The following is a 20,726-nucleotide window of genomic DNA, read 5'->3' as shown; positions in this document are numbered from 1 at the left end:
TGAGACCCTGCGCGAGCACCTGAACCTGCCCGCGCCGGGGGCACCGACGACGGCGTGACCAGGCGCGCGGACACCGCCTCGCGCCGGACCCGGAAACCGAGTTGCTTCGGGCTGGGCCGGGTTCAGGCCACGCTGGTGGAACGACACCTGCCCGAGCTCGGACCCGGCGGACGTCCTGGGTGGCGTTCTCGGTCACCTGCGCGGTTGTGAGCACCAGGGGTCGGACACGGACCGCCCGCAAGGGTAGGAAATCCCGTGATGAATACCGACGAGCAGCCGTGGCCCGCGATCCACGGCCGGACCGCGTAGACGATCGCCGCCGAGATCCGTTCGCTGATCGAGCAGGACGTCGTCCCGGCCGGCACCCGGCTGCCCACCGTCCGCTCGCTCGCCGGGGCCGTCGGGGTCTCACCCACACCACCGTCACCGAGGCATGGAACCGGCTCCTGGCCGCGGGCGTCATCCGTACCGAGGGCCGGCGCGGCACGTTCGTCTCATCCGCGCCGGGAAGAAGAGCATCGAGACGCCCGGCGGGCAGATCCTCATGGACGTCGCTCAGGGCAGCATCGATCCCACCCTCCAGCCCGCCCTGGCCGGGGCCTTTACCCACGCCCTGGCCTCCCCGGACGTCAACGCCCACGACTTCGCCTACATCACCCCCGAGCTGCTCGCCGCCGTCACCCCGGCCTGGCCCTACACCCCGGACGCGTGGACGACCGCCGACGGCGGCATGTCCGCGGCCTCCCTGGCCATCGCGTCCCTCACCCGGCAGGGCCGGGCCGTGGCCGTCGAGCAGCCCACCTCCCAGCGCACCATCGCCCTGCTGCGCAACGGACGACGCCGCCCGGTCGGCGTGCCCTGGGACCTCGACGGGCCCGTCCCCGACGCTCTGAAGGACGCCGTCGCGCACCGCGAGGCGTCCGTCTTCTACTGGTCAGCCCCGCACCCACTACCCGACCGGTCGCACCGTCACCCCGCCGCCTGCGGGAACTCGCCGCTGTCCTCACCCCATGGTCCGGCGCAAACCGCTTTCCTTTCCGTCTGAGCCGCTGGCAGGGGTGGGGATCGACCTGACTCGATGTTCACTGGACCGGGCTGATCACCTGGCGCATCCAACAGCGATGCGCGTATGTGCCGATCAAACTCGGGATCGGGCTCCGTCGGAGCAAATCGAGCTAATCAACTCAAAGGGTGAAAGCCAGCCAGCAATTTGGTTTGTAATGGCGGCTCGGTCTCGCTCGTAGTTGGGTGGCGACGGATGCAGGCCGGGGACGCGCCCCGACAGGAAGGCAATGCGCTCTGCCGTGAGAAGTAATTCCGTTCCTGGCTGTGGCCACATTGTCAATCGAAAGGTCGTCAGCCCATCTTGTAGTTTCGATGTCGAACTGCCTATGGTCCAAGCGGTCAATTTGGACTCGACCTTGGGTCCTGACCATTCAATCCTTCGGACGCCGTGTGCTACCAGGATTCCTGTGTCGGATTCTCGTACCTGCAGAGCGGTGCGCAGTTCCAGAATTACCCCCAAGAACCCGGTGATGGCATCGAACCGAAGATCCAGGAATTGCGCCTCCTGTAGAGTGTCCTCTTGGGCAATGGGGTCCACCTCTATTGACTCGATTCCCCTGCTTCTGAACGAATCGAAGTCCAGGTATTGCTGAATGATCATAGTTGGTCACCATAGGGGGATGTGTGCGGACGGATGTGCGTGCTGACCGTCGTTCCTGGCGGGGTCGATGGTCTGCCCCTGCTTGTTCATGTATGCGGCGTACCCGTCGGGGTTCTGGTACTTGGCGGACGTGATGGGATCCATGATCAACACGCGACGCTAGGGGCTCGCTGTCATTAGCGAGGCGGCCGAGCGGGCCGCCAGCGAGACTGGCTCCCACAAGTGCCTGTCCTTGTGGCCTAAGGCTTGATTTAGCGCCACATTGAACTGCATAAGTTTCTGCGCCTCGTTGTGATTGATCAAGAAGTAGCCCACTTGCAGATCTGGCTTGTCGAGGATGGCGAAGTCGTCAAGAAAGTTCAGTGTTTCGTAGAGCTCCTCGTTGTCATTTGCTGCGGCCGTCGCCAGCCAGCTGGCATCGGAGAGCCGGGTCAGGTGGATCATGGGCTCGTCGCGAATCCAGGGGGTGGAGAGGTCGGTCTTCTTCAGGGGCATTTCAGGTCCTCCAGGTCTGCCACTTGTCAAGCGGGATGTGAGCTGACCAGTTGTCCTTCAGGCTGCATCCGGGCGCGAGGGCATCTCCTGTCCGGTCGGTCAGTCTGCCGTTGTTCGTCACGACCACATGGGCGACTCGCTGGCTGGGGTTGGTGGTGGCCGGGCAGTTCGCCGACGGCACCGTCGTCGGAGATCCGCGCGGTGTCGGTCGGCGGGACGAGCTTGGCGATGAATTCGGTGGGCATTCCGCCCGGTTCGGTGATCGCGGTCTGGATGCCGTGCTGGGAGACCTCGAGTCGAGTGAGTTCGGTCAGTGCCTCGGCCGCCCACGTGGAGACACCGTAGGGGCCCTGGAGTGGGATCTACAGGCGGCCGGTCAGGTTGGAGATGGTGACGAAGAGGCCATCGCCACGGGACGTGAAGTGGGGCAGGACCGCGCGGGCGAGGCGGTGGATGCCGAAGACGTTGACGTCGAAGATCCGTCGCAGGGCGTCGGTCGGGTAGCCCTCCAGCAGGGCAGTCAAGGGCTTGGTGGGCCTGCGGTGGGTGTGTTGCTGGCCTGCGGAAGCTGTCTGTGAGGTGGCGGTAGGCCGCCGCTGCGGTGAGTGATGGCCTGGAAGAGGGCGTTTGCTGGGGCGTGGAGTCAGTGCTCCCGGGGCTGGCTGGTTGATGCAGCTGGTCTCGGAGAGCGTCGTGATGTCCGGCGGCGAGCAGGGTTTCGGTCCTGGGCGTCCTGGCATCCGACTCGTCCGTGCCCTCGTGCCGCCTGATCGTGAGCACGGGGTCTTCATCGCAAAGAGCCTGCGGCGCAGCTCGTTCAGGGCTTCGGCCGCGGGGGAGGTGTCTGGTGTCCCACGAACAGGTCCAACGCAACGATGACGGCAGCGCATCGCAGGATTCGCCGCCGAGCATGCCTTCGGGCGGCCAGGGCGATGTTGCTCACCAGCCCGGCAGCGCTTCGCCGGGCGCGGCCGGGAGCGAGTTCTCGCCGGGCGCCTGCCCGGGTCACGACGGTGCCGATGAGGGGCCGGTGAGTTCCGGATGCTCCCGGCACCGGAACAGACGCCGTGCTCGAGCTGGTGAAGGGCTCCGCTCCGGGCGATCTCGTCACGGTGAGGTCGCGGGCTGGGATCGTCGGCGTCGGGCTCGCCGTGTGCGGGCCCGACGTCAGCGTCCGGGAGACGGGCGTCGGGTCTCGTCGCGTGGTGGCGGTCATGTTGCCGGCGGACGTCATCGTCATGCTCGCCGTTCGGCGGCAGGAACCGGCGTGGGTAGGCCGTTCGCGACGGCGAGAGGGCCTCGTCATCGGGCGATCGGCAGGCCGTCGCGGGCGCTCGTCTCACGCAGCGGCACGCGGTGCGTGAGGAAAGGTTTCGGGGACGGGTGCGCCCGCCGGCCCGGTCTGGGCTGTTCCTGTCGTCGTGGTGCGCATCGCGCGGGCGGACCGGTGCCGGTGTCCTGGGGGTGCGGTGGCGGGCGGAGATCTGTTGACGGGCGGAGGGTACGTCGGGCGGCCGTCGTGCTGACGGTGGCTGTGGTGGTGCCGCTGGCGGTCCTGGGTGCGCTCGTGGTGGTGCTGGCCGCGGTGTGTTCGGTGAACCGGTGCCTGGCTCCGGAGCCCGCATCGGTGCGCCCGCCGGCCCGGAGCGTGCAGGCCGCTGCGGTCGTTGTTCCGGCGGCCGGTCACGGAATCGGTGCAGGTCAGATGATCCCGGACGCTCGTGCGCTGGTGCCGGGGCGAGAGGTCGTGACGGCTGTGACGGTGCAGCGTTCGCAGGCCCAGCAGGAGCCGGGTGATCCGGGGCAGGCGCAGGATCTGCCGACGGTCATCGGCAATGCCACGACCTGGCTGCGGGGGATCGCGGCGACGCTGACGGTGCTGATGCTGACGGTGGCGGGGATCACCCGGACGTTCGCCCGGGAGCCGGGGGACATGGACAAGGCCCGCACGGCGCTGGTCGGGGCGTGCGCGGGGTTCGCGATCACGTTGCTGGCCCCGCAGATCGTGGACATCCTGCGGGGCATTCTGGGGGTCAGCGGTGGATGACTGGCTGATCGAGCAGGTTTTCAACCATGTCGCGGACATGGTGCTGGAGCCGCTGCCGCAGTTGCTGATTCTGGTGCGTGATTTGGTGCTGCGGGTGCCGGAGGTCGCTTCTCAGCAGCCGGTGGTGCGGCTGGCGGGTCGGTCGCTGGCGGTGGTGCAGGTCGGGTACGTCGTGATCGTGGCGGTCGCGGGACTGGTCGCGATGACCCATGGCGGGTTGCAGAGCCAGTACTCGGCCAAGGACCTCTTGCAGCGGGCCGTGTTGGGTTTCATGGCGTCGCATTTCGCGGTGTGGGTCGTCAGCACGGTGACGACGGCAGCCAATGCGCTGGTCGGTGCCCTGGCCGGTTCGCGGGAGCAGTCCCTGGAGCAGCTGAACGCGTCGAAGGGGATGAGCCGGCAGATCGCGAAGGCACCGGAGTCGCTGCTGGTGCTGCTGGCCTTGCAGGTGCTGATCGTGGTGTTGCTGATCGTGCTGCTGGTCAGCTGGGTGTTGCGGTTCGTGCGGTTGGCGCTGCTGGCCGCGCTGGGACCGCTGGCGTTGGCGTGTCATGGGCTGCCGTGGTTGCAGCCGGTCGCGGTGGCGTGGTGGTCGTCGCTGGCCGGGGTGGTGCTCACGGTGCTGGTGCAGACGGTGGCCCTGCAATTCGGTCTGGATCTGCTGCTGGAGCCGGGAGCGAACCTGTCGGGGGTGGGGACGTTCGATCACAGTGACGCCCTGACCAACATGCTGCTGATCGTGTGTCTGCTGCTGGTGGTGGTCCGCACACCGCGGATGGTCAGCCAGTTCCTGCCGACGACCTCGCGGCGTGGTGGGACCGGCAGCACGGTGCTGCGGTACGTGGTGCTCAATCGGCTGCTGCACCGCGGTGTTCAGGCGTCCGGGGGTGCGCATCCTGCGGGGTGGCTCACCACCCGGCTGACCAGACGTTTCGCGATGCGGCAGGCTCATCGTGATCTCCAGCGGGCCGGTTTCGTCGATCCGTCCGGGCCGACCTGGAGCGAGGTAGGGCAACGTCTGGCTGCGGGAGGCCGGTCCGTGCGGTCCTCGGCTCCGTCGTCGTGGCGTCATTCGCTGGCGTCCAGCAGGTTTGATGGCGGGCGGTGGGAGGGGCTGCGGAAGTCCTGGGCCGAGCGGCGGGCCGTGTTGGCGGGCCGGAGCGTGGGGGAGCCGGGTCAGCTGCCGGCGCGGGTGGCCGGTGGTACCCGGACCCGGCAACGCGCTGCGGCGGCCCAGGCGATCCGGCTGCGCCGGGAGCAGACCGAGCAGCTGCCGGGCACGCGCGCGCATGGGCTGCGAGGAGATCCTCTCCGGGGGTCCTCGGGCCGTATCGCTGGTCATCCCCGGCCGGCGAACGATGCTGCGGGGACCCAGGGTCGAGGTGGGCGCAGGGTGCCTTCGACAACGGCCGGTCGATCCGCTCAGGGCGGGGCTGGTGGGCAGGCGCCGGTGACCCGGCCGGTGCGGGCACGGCCGTCCCATGCCCGCCGGCAGCCGGTACGCACGAGCCAGCAGCCGCCGATCGCCCCCGCGTGGGAGCCGGTGCCGGGCCGCAGCAGGCTCCGTCCCGCCCGCGCGCCCCGGCCACGCACCCGCAACCTGCGCCGGGGTCCTGGATCTTCGGACGAGGACACCTGACACCTGCTGCATGACACGGCGATTCGCTGTCTGGAGCGCCTGTAGGCACCGCGATACGCCGCTCGAGGGCGCTCGGCCCGTCCCTGAACCGGACGGGCCGGGCTGCCTTTTCGTGAGTTTTCTCGACGAGGGGATGAGGACGATGAATGCGTCGGTGAGTGAGCCGGCGGTGCCGGTGCGGGCCCGGATTCCGGCGGATCTGGATCTGGAGGATCCGGTGGTGGCCGGATTGAGCGTCCACCAGGCGCTTGTGCTGGCTTCGGTGGCGGTGCCGGTGATGCTGGCCTGGCAGGTCCTGGACGCACGGATCCCGGCGATCGTGTTCGCGGGTGGGGCCGCCCTCGTGCTGGGGGCCACGGTGGCGCTGGTGCTGCTGCACCGCGACGGGCTGAGCCTCGACCGGTGGCTGCTGGCGGCCGTGCGGTACCGGCTGCGCCCGCGTGCGTGGAGCGTCCAGACGGATTTCACGCAGGTGCCGGCCGAGCGCGGCAGGGCTCCGGTGGCGGCGATCACCCAGGAGGGTGTGCTGGTGCATCCCGACGGCCTGCACGTGGTCCTGGTGGCCTGCACGACGATCCCCTCGATCCTGGCCACCGACCAGGACGACGCGGTGCTGGCGGCGGGCATGGCGCGCTGGCTGAACTCGCTGTCCGGTCCGGTCCAGATCGTCGTGCGTAACCGCCCGAGCGACCTGGCGGCGGTCGCTGCCACCCTCGCCGAAGAGGCTGCGACACTGGCGAATCCGGCGCTGGCGAGGCTGGCGCTCGATCACGCCGGCATGCTGCTGGACCTCGCCGAGACCGAACGGCCCCTGCAACGCACGGTCGTGATCGCTTGCAGTGGTGGCCTGCCCTCCGGCGGGCAGCAGCTGCGGCATCTGCTGCCCCGCAACCGTTTCTGGTCACGCCGCCGCTCGGCCGCCCGGCCGGCCGAGGACCTGGACGCTGGTGGCGAGCGACGTCAGCGGCTGCTGTCCCCGAGCGCGGCGGCGCAGGCGTTGAGCCGGGCCCGGCGCACGGTCGCGGAGTTAGGGGATCTGGGTGCCGACGCGGTCGTTCTGGGCGGGCTGGAGGTGCAGCAGGTTCTGGCGGGTGCGTGGACGCCGTGTCTGCTGGCTTCGAACCCTGATCACGGTGCCCGTCTCTATGACGTCAACGATGTGCCGGAATGGGACGTCCCAGAAGATTTTTGGGAGGAACGAGGTGGTTCCGCAGGGCGCGGCGACCTGGAGTTCCTCCAGGAGACCGAAGGCCATGACGCGGTGGTGCCGCACGGGTGGGTGCGTCAGGTCGATGACGGCTGGGGTGGCGGCGCATCAGCCGGAGGGCTGGATGACGAACCTGATGACGAGCCGGCCGGCGACGTGGTGTCGAACGGCCCATCACCTGGCCGGTCATGGGCGGGTGATGAGGCCGACGTCGATGGCGAGGACGCGAGTGATCCGACCCGGCCTGACCGGGCTGTGGAAACGCCCGGTGCCGGTGGTGCGGGCAGCCAGCGGCGGGTGCCGCGGATGTTGCCGTTGCCGGGTGGGCGCCGTATCCGGCCGCGTGATGGTGCCGATCCTGAGGTGTGGGCGCCGGATCGGGGGCAGCGGTGAGGCCCCGGCGTGCGGGCCGCGCGCCGACGGAAGCGGCCATGGGGCGGGTGCAGGTGGCGGCGTCCTGCGTGCGCGTGGGGGAGACGTTTTCGGGTGCGGTGGTGGTGGCCGGGTATCCGCCGGAGGTGGGGATGGCGTGGCTGGAGCCGCTGACGTCCTGGCCAGAGGTGATGGATGTGTCGGTGCACGTGGCGCCGATCCCGGCACCGGCGGCAGCGGCGCGGATCCGGCGTCGTCGTATCCGGATGGAGTCCACGCGCCGGGTCCGCGCCGACCGGGGCGGGCTGGAGGATCCGCTGGTGGAGGCGGTCAGCCAGGACGCCACGGACCTGGCGGACAAGGTCGCGCGCGGGCAGTCGCGTCTGTTCCTGACCAGCATCGTGATCACCGTGCACGCGCCCACCCTCCCGGATCTGGAGGCCGCGCTCGCCGGTCTGCGCGCGCATGCGGCGTCGCTGCTGCTGGAGACGCATCTGCTGACCTGGCGGCAGGAGCAGGCTTTTCGTGCAGGTCTGCCGATCGGCGCCGACCGGGTGGGAATCCGGCGGGTGATGGACACCGAGGCATTGGCGACAGCGTGCCCGATCGCGAGCCCGGACCTTCCGGCGCCGCTGGCGGGACAGGGATCCGGACCTGGTGGGGTGTTCGAGGCAGGAAGCAGCCGGAAGCTGCTGCTGGGCCTGAATCTGGAATCTGGCAGCGAGGTGAGCGGGGATCGCTGGAGCCTGGACAACCACAACCAGGTGGTGCTGGCCCGCTCGGGGGCCGGGAAGTCGTACGCGGTGAAGCTTTCGGTGCTGCGGGAGCTGTATCGCGGGGTGAGGGTGTCGGTGATCGATCCCGAACGCGAATACCTGGAGCTGGCGCGGCAGGTCGGGGCCCGGGTCGTGGAGCTGGGAGCGGCGGGTGCGCGGCTGAATCCGCTGGCGTTGCCGGCGGGTGACCCGGACGCGTTCACCCGGCGGTGCCTGTTCCTGCACACGCTGGTGGACGTCATGCTCGGGCAGCCTGCCGAGCCGGCCGGGCGTGCGGTGCTCGACGAGACGATCATCGCCACCTACGCCGCCGCCGGGATCAGCGCTGATCCCGGCACCTGGGCCCGCCCGGCCCCGTGTTTCGCCGACCTGGTGGGTGCGCTGGAGCAGTTGGCCGGTCCAGTGCAGGCGCAGGCGGATGTTGTGGGTGAGGTCGGTCGTCCCGGGCCTGAGGTTCAGAAGGCGCGGATCGCCGCCGATCTCGTGGCTCGCCTGGCGCCGTGGGTGACGGGCTCGTTCCGGGGCCTGTTCGTCACCTCGCGGGCCGGGGACGGTGATGTGGCGGGGGAGCTGGGCGCCGGGCCGGGGCGCGAGGAGCAGTTGACGGTGTGGACCACCCGGCTGCTGGCGGAGGAACTGCGGCCGGTGGGCATGCTCCTGGCGATCGACGAGATCTGGCGGTCGGTCGATCGCGTTGCCCCGGCGTCCCGGTCCGATGACGCTGCTGCGGATCGCGTGGCTGCCGCGGCGGTGCCGGGCCGGGACGGGTGGGGTGAGCGGGGACGGCATCTGGTGGTCGTGGATGAGGCGTCGCTGCTGCTGGCCGAGCCGTCCGGGGCGAGGTTCCTGGCGCGGCTGGCCAAGACCGCCCGCAAGCGTCGTGCGGGGCTGATGCTGATCACCCCGGATGTGGTGGATCTGCTGGGCAGCGACCTGGGCGAGGTCATCTTGGCCAATGCGGCCACCGTGCTGCTGCTACGCCAGGCGCCCCAGGCGATGGACGCCCTGACCCGGGCCTGCGCCCTGAGCCCGGCCGAGGCGGCGTTCTTGACCACGGCCCGGCGGGGGCAGGCGCTGCTGCTGGCCGGATCCCGGGTCCCGATCCAGATCGTGGCCTCACCCGCAGAGCACGTCATCGCCTCGGCCCCGCCCGAGGACCTGCCCCCCGCGGCGGTCTCGTCATCATGGCCGCAAAAATTCCTGCCCCGCAAAGGATCACCTGCATGAGCGCCCGGGTCTCGGCCGTGCCGGAAGGGATGAACGACATGACGCATGTGGCTGGCCGGGCGGTTGCCGCCGGGGTGGTGAATGCGTCCTGGACGCTGCCCGTGACGGTGAGGATGCCGGTGGACGACCCGATGTCCGGGGTGGTGCTCGCCGTCCTGCTGGCGGTCGTGGCGGGTCTGGTGCTGCGTGAGGCCCAGCACCTGATGCGCCGGGCCTGGCGCTGGCAGCAGGCCCGGCGGCTGCGCGGGGCGCAGGAGATCTGGATCCGCCCACCGGCACAGGTCGATCCGGACGGCGTCGTGTTGTGGTGGGCGCAGATGGCCGGGCTGCTGCGGCGCCGGGGCTGGCGGCGGCTGCTGTACGGGCCGCCGCACATCGCTTTCGAAATGCGCTGGTTCCAGCGGGAACTCACGTTCGTGGTCTGGGTGCCGGGCACGATGGTGGCCCGGTCGGTCGCCGCAGCCGCCCGCGCCGCCTGGCCCGGTGCCAGCACCACGATCCGTCCTGCCACCCATCCCCTGTACCCCCGCCCCGACGTCCCCGCGGGCCCACCGACAGCTCCACCGGCAGCCCCACACGCAGCCCCACACGCAGCCCCACACGCAGCCCGGCAGACGCCCGAGCCCGAGGCCGCCGGCGCAGCGCCGCGCCGCAGACCCCAGGACGCTGGCCAGCCGATCGCACCGCCGCAGCGCGCTACGGGCGCTGACCCCTGGTGGGTCAACCTCCTGCTCGGCCGAGGCACACCGGCGGGACACCCGCCAGGTCACGGCGGCGAAGATCACCGCGCCGACCGTCCCGCAGGCCTGCCGGCAGGCCCACAGACGGCCTCCCGGAGGTCTTCCCAGAGCCCTTCCCGTCGACCGGCGACCGCATCGGGCACGGCGTCGGACCTCTCCTCTTCCACGAAAAGGCGCCGGGTCGGCAGCGACCCGACCGCAGCGGCGTCCATGCGCCGAGTCGCACCGCAGGACCGGCCGCACCCGGATGCGATGCCTGGCGTCCCGTCCACGGCGGTGCCCGGCACGCCGGTGGCGTTCGTCCCGGAAGGGCACGAGGTGCTGGAGGTCGGGCGGTCCCTGATCGCGGTGCTGCCGGGCTGGTACGCGCTCAGCAGCCGCTCCGAGCAGCCGGTCGACCCGATGCGCGCGGTGATCGAGCAGGGCGCCCTGCTGCGCGCCGACCAGAGCGCCTGCATCCAGGTCCTGGTTCGTTCGCCGTCCCCGCGCCTGGTGCGGGCGGTGCGGGCCGGGGCCGCGGCGCTCAAGACCGGGGACCGGCTGTCAGCCGGGACGTCGTGGCTGAACGGCGGCGCTCATGGCCTGGTTCAGCCGGCGCTCCAGGTCGTCGAGCAGGTCGCGTCCCTCGTCGTGGATCTGGTCCTGGAGATTGTGGAGGCTGTGCTGGGCGTCGCGACCGGCGGCTCCGGCGCCCGCGGTGGCCGAACGACTGCCGCGACGTCCCGTACGGGGGCGGCGGGCGCGCGGCGGGTGGGTGACCCGTTGCAGGAGCAGGACGCGCGCCCCGGCCTGGAGAAGGTCCGTACCGGACTGCTGTGGCAGGTCAGCATTCGCCTGGCTGTCACGCAGACCCGGCGCCTGCCCTCGGACCAGCTCCAGGGCCTGCACCAGGGCCTGCATCAGGGCTTGCATCAGGCCGCCGGCGCACATGCTGATTTTCGCCGAAATCGCCTGGTGCAGCGGCGTATCCGCGCCGACAGACAGAAGGTTCTGGCGAATCTGCACGCCCATGCCCAAGCGCTGAGCACCGCCCTGGGTGTGCATGACGGCCGCAACCAGCTGCGTGCCCGCCCTCTGGAGGAGCCGTCGGCGGTCCTGGCCGGACGGGACATGTCCGCGGTGGCCGCCCGCGGCCGGGCTGTGGGGACGTTCGTGCTGGGCAGTCCGGAGCTGGCGTCCCTGGTCGCGCTGCCCACCGATGTGTCGGTGCCGGGCCTGGACCGGGCGCACTCGCGTACCGTGGCGGCCCCCACCGGCCTGGCCGGCGGCGGGCGAGAGGTGAAGGTCCTGGGGCGGGCGCTGGCCGACGGCCGGTCGGTGGGGGTGTCGGTGGTCGATGCCCGCCAGCACATGCATGTGCTCGGCTCCACCGGGGTGGGCAAGTCGACTCTGCTGTGCCGGCAGGTCCTGGCCGACATCCACGCCGGGCGCGGAGTGGTCCTCATCGACCCGAAAGGTGACCTGGCCCTGGACGTCCTGGACCGGATCCCGGCCTCCGCCGTGCCGCGGGTGACCCTGATCGACCCCGACCAGCCGATGGGCTCGGCCGCGTTCAACCCGCTGCAACCCGTGCCCGGCGTCGATGCCGGCCTCCAGGTCGACAACCTCACCGCGATCTTCGCGAGCATCTTCTCCCGGCACTGGGGCCCCCGCATCGACGACGTGCTGCGGGTGTCGTGCCTGACCCTGATGCGGTACCCGGGCGCCCGGCTGACCATGGTGCCTGCCCTGTTGAACAACAAGCGGTTCCGGGCGCCGCTGACCGTCAATCTGACGGACTCGGCCGGGCTGGGCGGGTTCTGGGAATGGTACGAGTCGACCCCCTCAGCCCTGCGGGCCCAGGTGATCGGGCCGGTCCTGGCCCGGCTACGGTCCTTCCTGCTGCGCGACTTCGTCCGGTTCACGATCGGGCGCGCCTCGACGTTCGACGTGTCCCAGATCCTGGACGGCGGGATCCTCATCGCCCGCATCCCCAAAGGGCAGCTGGGGGAGGACGCTTCGAAGCTGATGGGCTCGATGCTGCTGGCCTCGGTCTGGCAGGCCGCCACCGCCCGGGCCGCGATCCCCGAGGCCCGGCGCCAGGACGCGAGCGTCTACACCGACGAGGCCCACAACATCCTGCACCTGTCCTCCTCGGTCACCGACATGCTCGCCGAGGCCCGCGGCTACCACCTGAGTTTCACCCTCGCCCACCAGAACCTCGACCAGCTCTCGCGGGAGGTGCAGTCGGCGATCTCGGCCAACGCCCGCAACAAGGTGTACTTCTCCTGCTCACCCGAGGACGCGCGCCAGCTGGCCCGCCACACCCTGCCCGAACTCGACGAGCACGACCTGGCCGGCCTGGGCCCCTACACCGCCGCGACCCGCCTGGTCGCCGACAACCGCGAGATGCGCGCCTTCACCCTGGCCACCACCCCGCTCCCGGCGCCCGACCCCGCCGCCCGCGCACGGGTGCGCGAACACGTGCGCCGCACCGGTCCCAGCATCGAACCCGACACCGAACCCGATGACGTCCCCACCGACGTCCCCACCGACGTCCCCACCGACGTCCCCACCGACACCGACACCGGCACCGAGATCGATCCGGTCGTCACGAGCCGCGATGCGCGACGCAGGGATCATCCGACCAGCCAGAACACCGCCCAGAACACCACCCAGAACGCTGTCCAGAACACCGTCCAGAACACCGTCCAGAACACGTCGCCGGCCCGCCCCCGCCATCAAGGATCAGCCCGGGCCCGCTCGCGGCGACTTCACGAAGGACGCGGCCAACGACCAGACGCACGAGCAGAGGGACGATCAGACAGACGGCCTCAGGAGCAGCGGGACGACGCACCATGAGCACGCCGCCGCCCACCCGAGATCGCCCCGGGCCGTCACCTTCCGTGAAGGCTCCGGCCAGGCATGCGGCCGCCCCGGGAGGGCGGTGTGGGGTGGGCCGGTGGCGTGCCGGCAGCGTGCAGGCCTCGCCCCCGCTGCACCGGCCTCACGGGAGCATCCTGCGGTGCATCTGGCCTGGTCGACGCGTCTTTCCCGCCGGTGATCAGCGAGGGGGCGCAGCCCGACTATCTCTCTGGAGGGGGAGATCCCCAGGCGGGGACGGCTCAGCCATCCGCCGGCCGGCGCAGGCCTGCTCACACCACGCCATCGTGCTCATCCCGGCGGAGGGTGAGGTGGACGGTGACCAGGGATGAGCCGGATCGCGCTCACGAGCCTGACCCCGGTCCTGCCCCCGCCCCCGGGCCGCCGGGCCGGGCGGGGCCGAGGACGCAGCGGCTGGGCGGCGTCCCGGGTAGCAGCTCCCGATCAGAAGGCACGCCCGCGCGCTCCGGGCGGGCACGGGGTGGGCGGGTGCGTGGCGCCAGCAGCTGGCTGCCGGCCAGCCACGACCTGCGCACCCGCGATCAGGCGCTGCTGCGGCTCCTGCACGAGCACGGCACGCTGACCGGCCCTCAGATCGAGCGGCTGCTGTTCGCCTCGCCGGCAGCAGCGCGGGGACGTCTGAGCCGGCTGCGTCGGCGGGGATGGATCGACAGTTTCCGTGTCCACCGCGCCGGCCGCGCGCTGCCGGCGCACTGGGTGCTGGGGGAGTGGGGCAGCCGCTGGGCGGCCATCCATGCCGGTGACCCGCCGCCCACGGCCCGGCAGTTGCGCACCCGCACCGAAGGCCTGGCCGCCAGCTCCCAGCTGGAACACACCGACGGCGTCCACGACGTCTTCGTCTCCCTCATCGTCGCCGCCCGCCACCGCCGGCCACCGCACTGGCTGGGCCCGCCCGACCCGACCGGGCCCCTCCACCCCGGCAGCGACCCGCCAACGTCCCTGCGAACGTCCCCGCCAACGTCCCCGGGGAGGCCGACGCAGCAGCCGATGGACCAGCCTGCGCAGGCCTGGCCTCAGGCCCGGCTCGCCCGCTGGTGGTCCAGCGCCCGCACGGCGCGGGCGATGGACGGGCAGGTCCGCCCGGACGGGCACGGCGTGTGGGAGATCCGCCGGCCGGCACCGGCCGCAGGCCGCACCGGCCCCGACCACGAACCGGGGGAGCCGGGGGAGCAGGTGCTCCAGGTCGGGGTGTTCCTGGAGTATGACCGCGGCACCGAGACCGTGCACCGGCTCGCCGCGAAGCTGGGCCCGTACGAGCGTCTGCTCGCCGAGGGACTGGGGCCGGCCTGGCCGCTGCTGATCGTCGTGCCCACCGTCCGCCGCGAACAGCACCTGCACCATCATCTGGACCAGATACACGCGTCCGGCGTCCGGACCGAGGGCGAGCAGGCCGGCCCCTACCCGCCCGGTGCTGCGTTCGACGAGACCTGGTCGGTCAGGATCCGCGCGCAGCAGCGGCTCGTCGTGCTGACCACCACCCTGGAGCACCTCATCGCGGACCCGCTCGGTGCGTCCGGGCCCGTGTGGCGGCCGGTCATCATCCGCTCGGCCCCGGGCGCATCCGTGTCTGCGTTGGTGCGGTTGCCACGGCTGTCACGGCTGGCCCTGGACGATCTGGTCACCGCCGTGGACCTGGAGGACGAGCCTGGGCCGGCGAGAGCCTTTTTCGATCCCGGTCCGGCCGGACCCGAGGACGACCCCCTGACCGGATTCGACCACCACGACCCCGCCTTCCCGGCCTGACCGCCCAGCCCGGGCACGATCACGTCATCAGCATCAGCACCAGCACTCGGCCAGGCCCAGGTCGTGCAGGCCCGTCCCCGGGACGCCGGTGTGGCCCCACCGCAGGCCTTCCGGTGGGCCTGCACCGGTGGTGGCAGGCCTGCCCGAGGCTGGAGTTCGTCACGAACGCCTGCCGACACTGACGGCATTCATCTCTCCTGCACCACCCCGCCTCACCCGGCGTCACCGCAGTCGTCCTCGCACGAGGACGACACCCGCCGGTCAGGACCGCCAGAAACGCTCGACGGATGCCGATCCTCCACCGGGACACCTGGTCGAGACCCTTCCTCGGGACGCCATCAACCGGTCCGCGCACCCACCGTTCCACTTCGGGGGACATCCCCCACCCGCTTGTCAGCGCTCGTCAGCGTTCCGGCCACGACCGGACCAGGGCCGGCACCTCGCCCAGCTGACGCAGGTCACACCGGGTCCGTGCGGCCCCATCCGGGTCCCTGCGGCCCTCACGTCGTCGTGATGCCACGACATTCACCGCCCTGCCCTGACGGCAGGGCTTCTCGGTGTTCCCACGCCCGGAGCGTCCCCTCCACCGCGTGCCTTGCCGGGCGCGCCCCGTCCCGAAAGGAACGACCATGTCCCCGAAGCCGACCACCGCCACCCGCCCCACGAGCGGCCCGATCGCCTCCTGCGGGAACGACCAGGCGCTGGTGATCCCCGCCGACCCGCGCTGGCCTCTGCGGGCCCGGAAGATCACCGGCTCCCTGCTCCACGCCACGCCTGCCCGGCGGGTCCTGCGCGGTGGCAGGGGACACCTGCGCCTCACCGACGCCTCCAGCCGGTCGCGTCTGAGTGCCAACCCCCGCGCCAGCGTGCTGGCCCGCCTGCACGGCGTGGGCACCCTGACCGAACGTCTCGGCCACGACGAGATTTTCGGGGACGTCGTCCTCGTGGGACCGCGCGGGCGGAACACGGTTGCGCTCCAGCCCTTCTGGGACCTGCTCTCGCATCCGGGGCCCTACCAGGTCCAGGCGCGCCGGGGCCCGGCCGACGGCTGGACGGCGATGGGCCAGCACCCGGACTGGTTCAGCGCTGCCACCGCGGCAGTAGACCTCCCCGGTCAGACGCCCCCCATCCACGACGTCAGGATCGCTCCGGGCGCCGATTTCGCGCAGCGGTGGGACTGGGCTCAGCTGGCCGCGCGTCAGCTCGCACCGGGACGCAGCTGGCACGCCTTCGGGCACGTCCTGCGCCCGAGCCAGATCACCGCGTGCCTCAGCCTGGCGGAGCTCGCCGACATCTTCACCGGTCCCGCAACCAGCCTGCGCCCCACCTTCTTCAACTACCGGGACCTGGCCCTGCTGCGTTCGGCGGGAACGGCACCGAGCTGGAGCGCGATGCGGCACGGTCTGCTCATCCCGCTGTCGGGCAAGCCCGTCCTGCGGGGCCAGGCCCGCAACGCCCAGCTGCTGCCGCGGCTGCTGAACGCCACCCGCGATCAGCTGCGTCTGGGCCGTTACTGACACGGCCCGCGCACACCCAGGTCCCGCAGCAGCCCTTCACCGCGCGCCCCCTCCCACCCGGGAGCGGGGCGCTGTTCATGTCTGCCGGCGATCTCGCCGGCGCCGTCACGCCCACCCACCCTCCACGAAGGAGCAGCCATCATGAACACCCTCACCCCGGACCAGGGCGCAAGCCCGCACCAGCCCGAGCGAAAAGCTCGGGAAGACAGAACGATTGACGATCCGGGTGCGGGCGGGACGACAGATCTCGTCGCGATCGTGATCCCCGAGGGCCTGGACCGGCCGGTGTGGCTCGCCCACATCACCGGCCCGCTGACGTCCGCTGTGCGGCAGCTGGTCGGTGGCCCGGCCGAACGTATTCACCTGACCCGCCCGCCGGCGTCCCTGTTCGTGCGTCAGGACCGTCTGCGTCAGCAGCTGCCGCTCAACCCGCGCGCGAGCCTGCTGGCGCTGGCCCACGAAGCGACGCAGGTGCGCGGCAGCGACCGGCACCCCGGCCACGTCATCGGCCCGGCCCTCCTGCTCGGCAGCTCCCCGGCCCCCGGGCCAGACGCCGGCGCCCCGCCGGAGCTGGCCCAGCTGTTCCGGCACGGCGGACCTTTCGCCGTCCAGGTCACTGTTTTCGGCGAGCCCGATCGCTGGCACGGCAACGCCTTCACGTTCGACGACGTCTTCGAGGCTTACGCCCACGCCGTCGACCTGGCCACGCGATGGACCCAGGTCCAAGACGTGCGGGTCCGCCCGGCCGACGGGAAACGTCCGGAGGAGGATCCTTTCCCCGCCTGAAGGCCTACTCGCGCGGGCGCTGCGCTGAACGAAACCCGCACGACGGCAGGCCTTCCAAGGGGTCCACCGCGGATGACGGAGCCTTGCGTGGGCCTGCGGCCGGAACCCGCACGCCTGCCGCAGGCTGGCCGGGCCCGCACCGGTGCCCTGAGGCTGGAGGCAATCATCGCCGCCCGCAGCATCTCTCACCTCCGACCCCGGTGAGACGGCGCACCGGACACCCCTCACCCGCTCCGGTGCCGCCGGAGTGAGTATCAGCAGCCACCTCTCACCACGATCATGGGCTCCCCGAAGGGCCCGTGCACGCCGCGAGGTGTCTTCCACGGTCAGGAGATCTCCTCCGGCCGCCCCCACCACGAAGACGGGAATCCCCATGCATGTGACCAGCATCGTGATCGACGCCCCGGGAATGCTTTCGAGCACCGACATGGTCCGCGACCAGGACGCCGCCCTCGAGATGCTCCAGGAGCTGTACCCCCACCAGGCCGCCACCTGCCAACGCCACGACCTGGTCCACCGGCTGCGCGAGGACGGCATCATGGTGCGCATCCAGACCCACGACCTGAGCGCCCTGACCGATGGTGGGGTCCAGGCCGGCCCCTACGGCGATCTGCGGATCATCCACGGCTGGCTCAGCCAGTACCACCGCAGAGGCGACTACATCCGGCCCGCAACGGCCTTCGAAGCCGCATGGTCACGAGCCAGCGCCCTGCTCGACAACGGCAACGGCGTCTTCGGTGTCTACCCCCTGGCCGGGGCCAGAAAACTTCCGTCGCTCGAACCCGACGGACAGGAACACGGCGTCGGCTACCTCCTGTACGGATCCGCGGCCTGGAGCCAGGCCCTCAGCAGCGCCGAGGTGCACTACTACCGGGTCGAGGACACCCCGGACACCGCGGTCCTGCCGGAGCTTCAGCTGCCGAACCCGTCCTTCGTCGAGGACCGGCCCCGGACCTGACCCGCAGCACTGACCTGCACCACTGGCCAGCATCACGAGCCTGGTCGGAACCAGCACGCTCCCACACGCCCCGCTGGGTGAGCCGAACTCGGCCCACCCAGCGGGGTTGCTGCGTTGAGCCCGTTCGTGCCCATCCCGATCCGGGGCCGGCACGCTCGCGCCTGTCCTGCTCCGGCGCTGTCCGCAGGCCTTCACGTGGTCTCACCATTCCCACGCGCCGAGGCCGCGCAGACACCCGCACGGGTGAGCTGAACATCCGGCTGCCGCTCGCGCAACCAACCCCACAACGGCTCAGCGCGGCCGCATTCCCCCGACCCCTGCTACCCGTAGCCCGTCCTGGAGGTTCCCCATGATCGTCGTCCGTCCCCCGCTCAAGATCAAATCCGTTGTACAGCAGACACCTTCACCGCAGACAACGCGGGCGCTGATGTCCGCCGTGGTGCTGGCGTGGACGCTCGTGTCCTGGTGGTGCTGGCAGGTCATGCAGCGGCTGAGCGCAGAAGCAGCCCTGGCTCGCCGGCAGGCGCGCACCGATCCCCTCACCGGGCTGGGCAACCGCTCGGCCCTGGACGACGTCCTCAACGGCGACCGCGCACCCGTCAGCATGCTGGCCATCGTCGACCTCGACGGATTCAAGGCCATCAACGACACCCACGGCCATCACGTCGGCGACTACGTCCTGACCACCGTGGCCGCACGCCTGGACGCCGTCATGGCCGGTGCCGGCCACGCCATCCGCCTGGGCGGCGACGAGTTCGCCCTGCTCTGGCAGCCCCACCCCAGCCCTCCCACCCGCTGCCGACCCGAGACGGCCTGTGCAGCCACGGGGACGCCGTGCTCGCACCATGCGGTTGCGGCGAACCCGAACCCGACCCCGGACACCGACGTCGCGGCGCCAGGGCCGCGTGAAACGGCTGAGCGGGTGCTGTTCCACGCGGTGGACGTGCCGATCCTGTGGTCCGGGCAGAGGCTCGCGGTGGACGCCAGCCTCGGCCTGGTGACGAACCACGACCACCAGCTCACCGGGCAGCAGCTCATGCACATGGCCGACGAGGCCATGTATGTCGCCAAACGACGCGAGGGCAACGTCCCGGTGCCCGGCGAGATCACCCGGGCCCTGAACGTCACACCGCTCACCGCACCGCTCACCGCACCGTTCACCGCACCGGGTGTGCTGTCCACGTCCCGGCAGCCCGACCCCCGCGTGATCATCCACGCGGGACTGGGCGATCGCCGCCGGGGCGTGCGCCGGACCTGATCCACCCCTCGCCGGCTCTCGCGACGGGCATCTGGAGGCCTCGCCGGCCAGCTCACGACGCCCCCGCGCAGGCCTCCAGAAACCGTCCCTCCCCACCCAGTGCTTCACCGATGCGCCCGGCGCCCGGTGCACTGGTGACAGTCCTCGACGCCCGGAACATCCTGCACCGCAGTCCCTCCGGCGAACAGCCACTACCCCGCCCACCGGCGGACAGCTCAGCACGTCCCGCGAAAAGTCACCCGGACAGGAGAACGATGGACGACGAACGCGTCGGATACCTGCTGCTGGGCAGCATCGTCATGATCGTGCTGGGCGTGGTGGCCGTGAGCGTCCTGATGCGCGCCGCCCTGGACGCCGCAGCGTTCCCGGCACGCCTGCCCTACGAGGCCGCGCAGGGTCTGCTCGAGACCTGCACCGGTGGACCGGACGACGAGCCGGACAGCACCGAAATGACCCGTCTGCTGGAGGCCTTCGACGAGCAGCAGCGCCAGTACGCCGCCGTCATCGTCCGGACGGGACAGGACCTGAAGGTCCCGATGCGCGGCTGGGTGATCGCGGTGGCCACCGCCGTCCAGGAGTCCGGGCTGCGCAACCTCGCGCACGGCGACCAGGCCGGCCCCGACTCGCGCGGGCTGTTCCAGCAGCGCGCCGCCTGGGGGCCAGCCACCGCCCGCAGCGACCCGCACCAGGCCACGACCATGTTCTACACCGGCGGCCGGGCAGGCCAGCCAGGACTACTGGATGTCACCGGCTGGCAGGGCATGAGCGTGACCCACGCGGCGCAGGCCGTACAGCACTCGGCGCGCCCCGGCGCCTACGCCGAACACGAGAAGCAGGCCCTGGCACTGGTCCTGGACGCCCTCAGCGACCACCAGGGCCAGGCATCGATCGCGTCGATACTCACCCGCCTCTGCTCCGGCCTCACCGATGCACCCCAGCGGCAGGCCGGGAAGGCCGTGCAGACCGCGATCGGGTTCGCCCGCGCCCAGCTGGGCCAGCCCTACCTGTGGGGCGGCGACGGACCCGACGCGGGCGAGGACGGCTTCGACTGCTCCGGCCTGACCCGTGCCGCCTACGCAGCCGCCGGCATCACCCTGCCCCGCACCGCCCAGGCCCAGTACGACCACGGGCCCGGCGTCTCACTGAACGACCTGCAACCAGGCGACCTCGTCTTCTTCGGCGCCGACCCCAGCACGGTCACGCACGTCGGCCTCTACCTCGGCGGACACCGGATGATCGACGCCCCACACACCGGCGCCGTGGTCCGGATCGAAGACCACCGCTGGAGCACTCTGCTGGGCGCCACCCGCCCCGCCACCCGCTGAGCGACCGGTGACCCGGTCGCAGGATCTGTCGCGAGTCCCGGCTGCCCCGGGCATCACCGGCACCTACCCACCATGAACCGGCCTACA

At 71.3% G+C, this 20,726-nt stretch carries 15 protein-coding genes; 13 read left to right on the top strand and 2 right to left on the bottom strand.

Features of this window, described 5'->3' with window-relative positions:
• Positions 1-544 precede the first annotated feature (544 nt).
• Entirely contained in the window at positions 545-1,045 is a 501-nt protein-coding gene (locus KIH74_RS34885; protein WP_246573801.1) for an aminotransferase-like domain-containing protein, read from the top strand.
• Between the two features lie 627 nt (positions 1,046-1,672).
• On the opposite strand, the gene KIH74_RS34880 is transcribed toward KIH74_RS34885, so the two are convergent.
• Both KIH74_RS34880 and KIH74_RS34875 read right to left on the bottom strand, forming a co-directional pair.
• Positions 1,673-1,810, bottom strand: coding sequence for a hypothetical protein (locus KIH74_RS34880; protein WP_214160725.1), 138 nt, complete (start codon positions 1,808-1,810; stop codon positions 1,673-1,675).
• 15 nt (positions 1,811-1,825) lie between these two features.
• Positions 1,826-2,161 carry a hypothetical protein gene (locus KIH74_RS34875; protein ID WP_214160724.1) on the bottom strand — a complete coding sequence of 112 codons (336 nt, stop codon included), beginning with the start codon at positions 2,159-2,161 and terminating at the stop codon, positions 1,826-1,828.
• 110 nt (positions 2,162-2,271) lie between these two features.
• Between KIH74_RS34875 and KIH74_RS34870 the strand changes: the two genes are divergently transcribed.
• The 12 genes from KIH74_RS34870 (at position 2,272) to KIH74_RS34815 (ending at position 20,639) form a co-directional block, all read left to right on the top strand.
• Positions 2,272-2,739, top strand: a complete 468-nt coding sequence (locus KIH74_RS34870) for a hypothetical protein (RefSeq protein ID WP_214160723.1) — start codon at positions 2,272-2,274, stop codon at positions 2,737-2,739.
• Between the two features lie 941 nt (positions 2,740-3,680).
• Positions 3,681-4,208 (top strand): pilin, encoded by a 528-nt coding sequence (locus KIH74_RS37360; protein ID WP_214160722.1) that lies wholly within the window; start codon positions 3,681-3,683, stop codon positions 4,206-4,208.
• The gene (locus KIH74_RS34860; RefSeq protein ID WP_214160721.1) at positions 4,201-5,847 is read left to right on the top strand and encodes a conjugal transfer protein TrbL family protein; all 1,647 of its coding nucleotides are present in this window, start codon (positions 4,201-4,203) and stop codon (positions 5,845-5,847) included. The genes KIH74_RS37360 and KIH74_RS34860 overlap by 8 nt, the downstream gene beginning before the upstream one ends.
• A 10-nt stretch (positions 5,848-5,857) precedes the next feature.
• Positions 5,858-7,447 carry a PrgI family protein gene (locus KIH74_RS34855; RefSeq protein WP_214160720.1) on the top strand — a complete coding sequence of 530 codons (1,590 nt, stop codon included), beginning with the start codon at positions 5,858-5,860 and terminating at the stop codon, positions 7,445-7,447.
• Between the two features lie 38 nt (positions 7,448-7,485).
• Entirely contained in the window at positions 7,486-9,429 is a 1,944-nt protein-coding gene (locus KIH74_RS34850) for a VirB4 family type IV secretion system protein (RefSeq protein WP_214160719.1), read from the top strand.
• On the top strand, positions 9,426-13,010 hold the full coding sequence (locus KIH74_RS38225; protein WP_214160718.1) for a TraM recognition domain-containing protein: 3,585 nt from the start codon (positions 9,426-9,428) through the stop codon (positions 13,008-13,010). Before KIH74_RS34850 ends, KIH74_RS38225 begins: the two co-directional genes overlap by 4 nt.
• Before the next feature lie 510 nt (positions 13,011-13,520).
• Complete coding sequence (locus KIH74_RS34840; protein ID WP_214160717.1) at positions 13,521-14,795, top strand: replication-relaxation family protein; 1,275 nt, start codon at positions 13,521-13,523, stop codon at positions 14,793-14,795.
• A gap of 629 nt (positions 14,796-15,424) precedes the next feature.
• Entirely contained in the window at positions 15,425-16,312 is an 888-nt protein-coding gene (locus tag KIH74_RS34835) for a hypothetical protein (RefSeq protein ID WP_214160716.1), read from the top strand.
• A gap of 141 nt (positions 16,313-16,453) precedes the next feature.
• The gene (locus KIH74_RS34830) at positions 16,454-17,098 is read left to right on the top strand and encodes a hypothetical protein (RefSeq protein ID WP_214160715.1); all 645 of its coding nucleotides are present in this window, start codon (positions 16,454-16,456) and stop codon (positions 17,096-17,098) included.
• Positions 17,099-17,471: 373 nt separating this feature from the next.
• Entirely contained in the window at positions 17,472-18,056 is a 585-nt protein-coding gene (locus KIH74_RS34825) for a hypothetical protein (protein ID WP_214160714.1), read from the top strand.
• 427 nt (positions 18,057-18,483) lie between these two features.
• A complete protein-coding gene (locus KIH74_RS34820; RefSeq protein ID WP_214160713.1) occupies positions 18,484-19,314 on the top strand; it encodes a GGDEF domain-containing protein in 831 nt (276 codons plus the stop codon).
• A gap of 254 nt (positions 19,315-19,568) precedes the next feature.
• Complete coding sequence (locus KIH74_RS34815; RefSeq protein ID WP_214160712.1) at positions 19,569-20,639, top strand: NlpC/P60 family protein; 1,071 nt, start codon at positions 19,569-19,571, stop codon at positions 20,637-20,639.
• Positions 20,640-20,726 lie beyond the last annotated feature (87 nt).

This window comes from Kineosporia corallincola (assembly GCF_018499875.1).
In the GTDB taxonomy this organism is placed as follows: domain Bacteria; phylum Actinomycetota; class Actinomycetes; order Actinomycetales; family Kineosporiaceae; genus Kineosporia; species Kineosporia corallincola.
Note: the sequence above shows the minus strand (reverse complement) of the source record. Positions and strands in the feature narration are given on the sequence as shown.

Coding starts and splice junctions, on each gene's coding strand:
- KIH74_RS34815 (WP_214160712.1), top strand. CDS start 19,569: ATGGACGACGAACGCGTCGGATACCTGCTGCTGGGCAGCATCGTCATG.
- KIH74_RS34885 (WP_246573801.1), top strand. CDS start 545: ATGGACGTCGCTCAGGGCAGCATCGATCCCACCCTCCAGCCCGCCCTG.
- KIH74_RS34835 (WP_214160716.1), top strand. CDS start 15,425: ATGTCCCCGAAGCCGACCACCGCCACCCGCCCCACGAGCGGCCCGATC.
- KIH74_RS34875 (WP_214160724.1), bottom strand. CDS start 2,161: ATGCCCCTGAAGAAGACCGACCTCTCCACCCCCTGGATTCGCGACGAG.
- KIH74_RS34880 (WP_214160725.1), bottom strand. CDS start 1,810: ATGGATCCCATCACGTCCGCCAAGTACCAGAACCCCGACGGGTACGCC.
- KIH74_RS34820 (WP_214160713.1), top strand. CDS start 18,484: ATGTCCGCCGTGGTGCTGGCGTGGACGCTCGTGTCCTGGTGGTGCTGG.
- KIH74_RS34855 (WP_214160720.1), top strand. CDS start 5,858: ATGACACGGCGATTCGCTGTCTGGAGCGCCTGTAGGCACCGCGATACG.
- KIH74_RS34850 (WP_214160719.1), top strand. CDS start 7,486: ATGGGGCGGGTGCAGGTGGCGGCGTCCTGCGTGCGCGTGGGGGAGACG.
- KIH74_RS34830 (WP_214160715.1), top strand. CDS start 16,454: ATGAACACCCTCACCCCGGACCAGGGCGCAAGCCCGCACCAGCCCGAG.
- KIH74_RS38225 (WP_214160718.1), top strand. CDS start 9,426: ATGAGCGCCCGGGTCTCGGCCGTGCCGGAAGGGATGAACGACATGACG.
- KIH74_RS34825 (WP_214160714.1), top strand. CDS start 17,472: ATGCATGTGACCAGCATCGTGATCGACGCCCCGGGAATGCTTTCGAGC.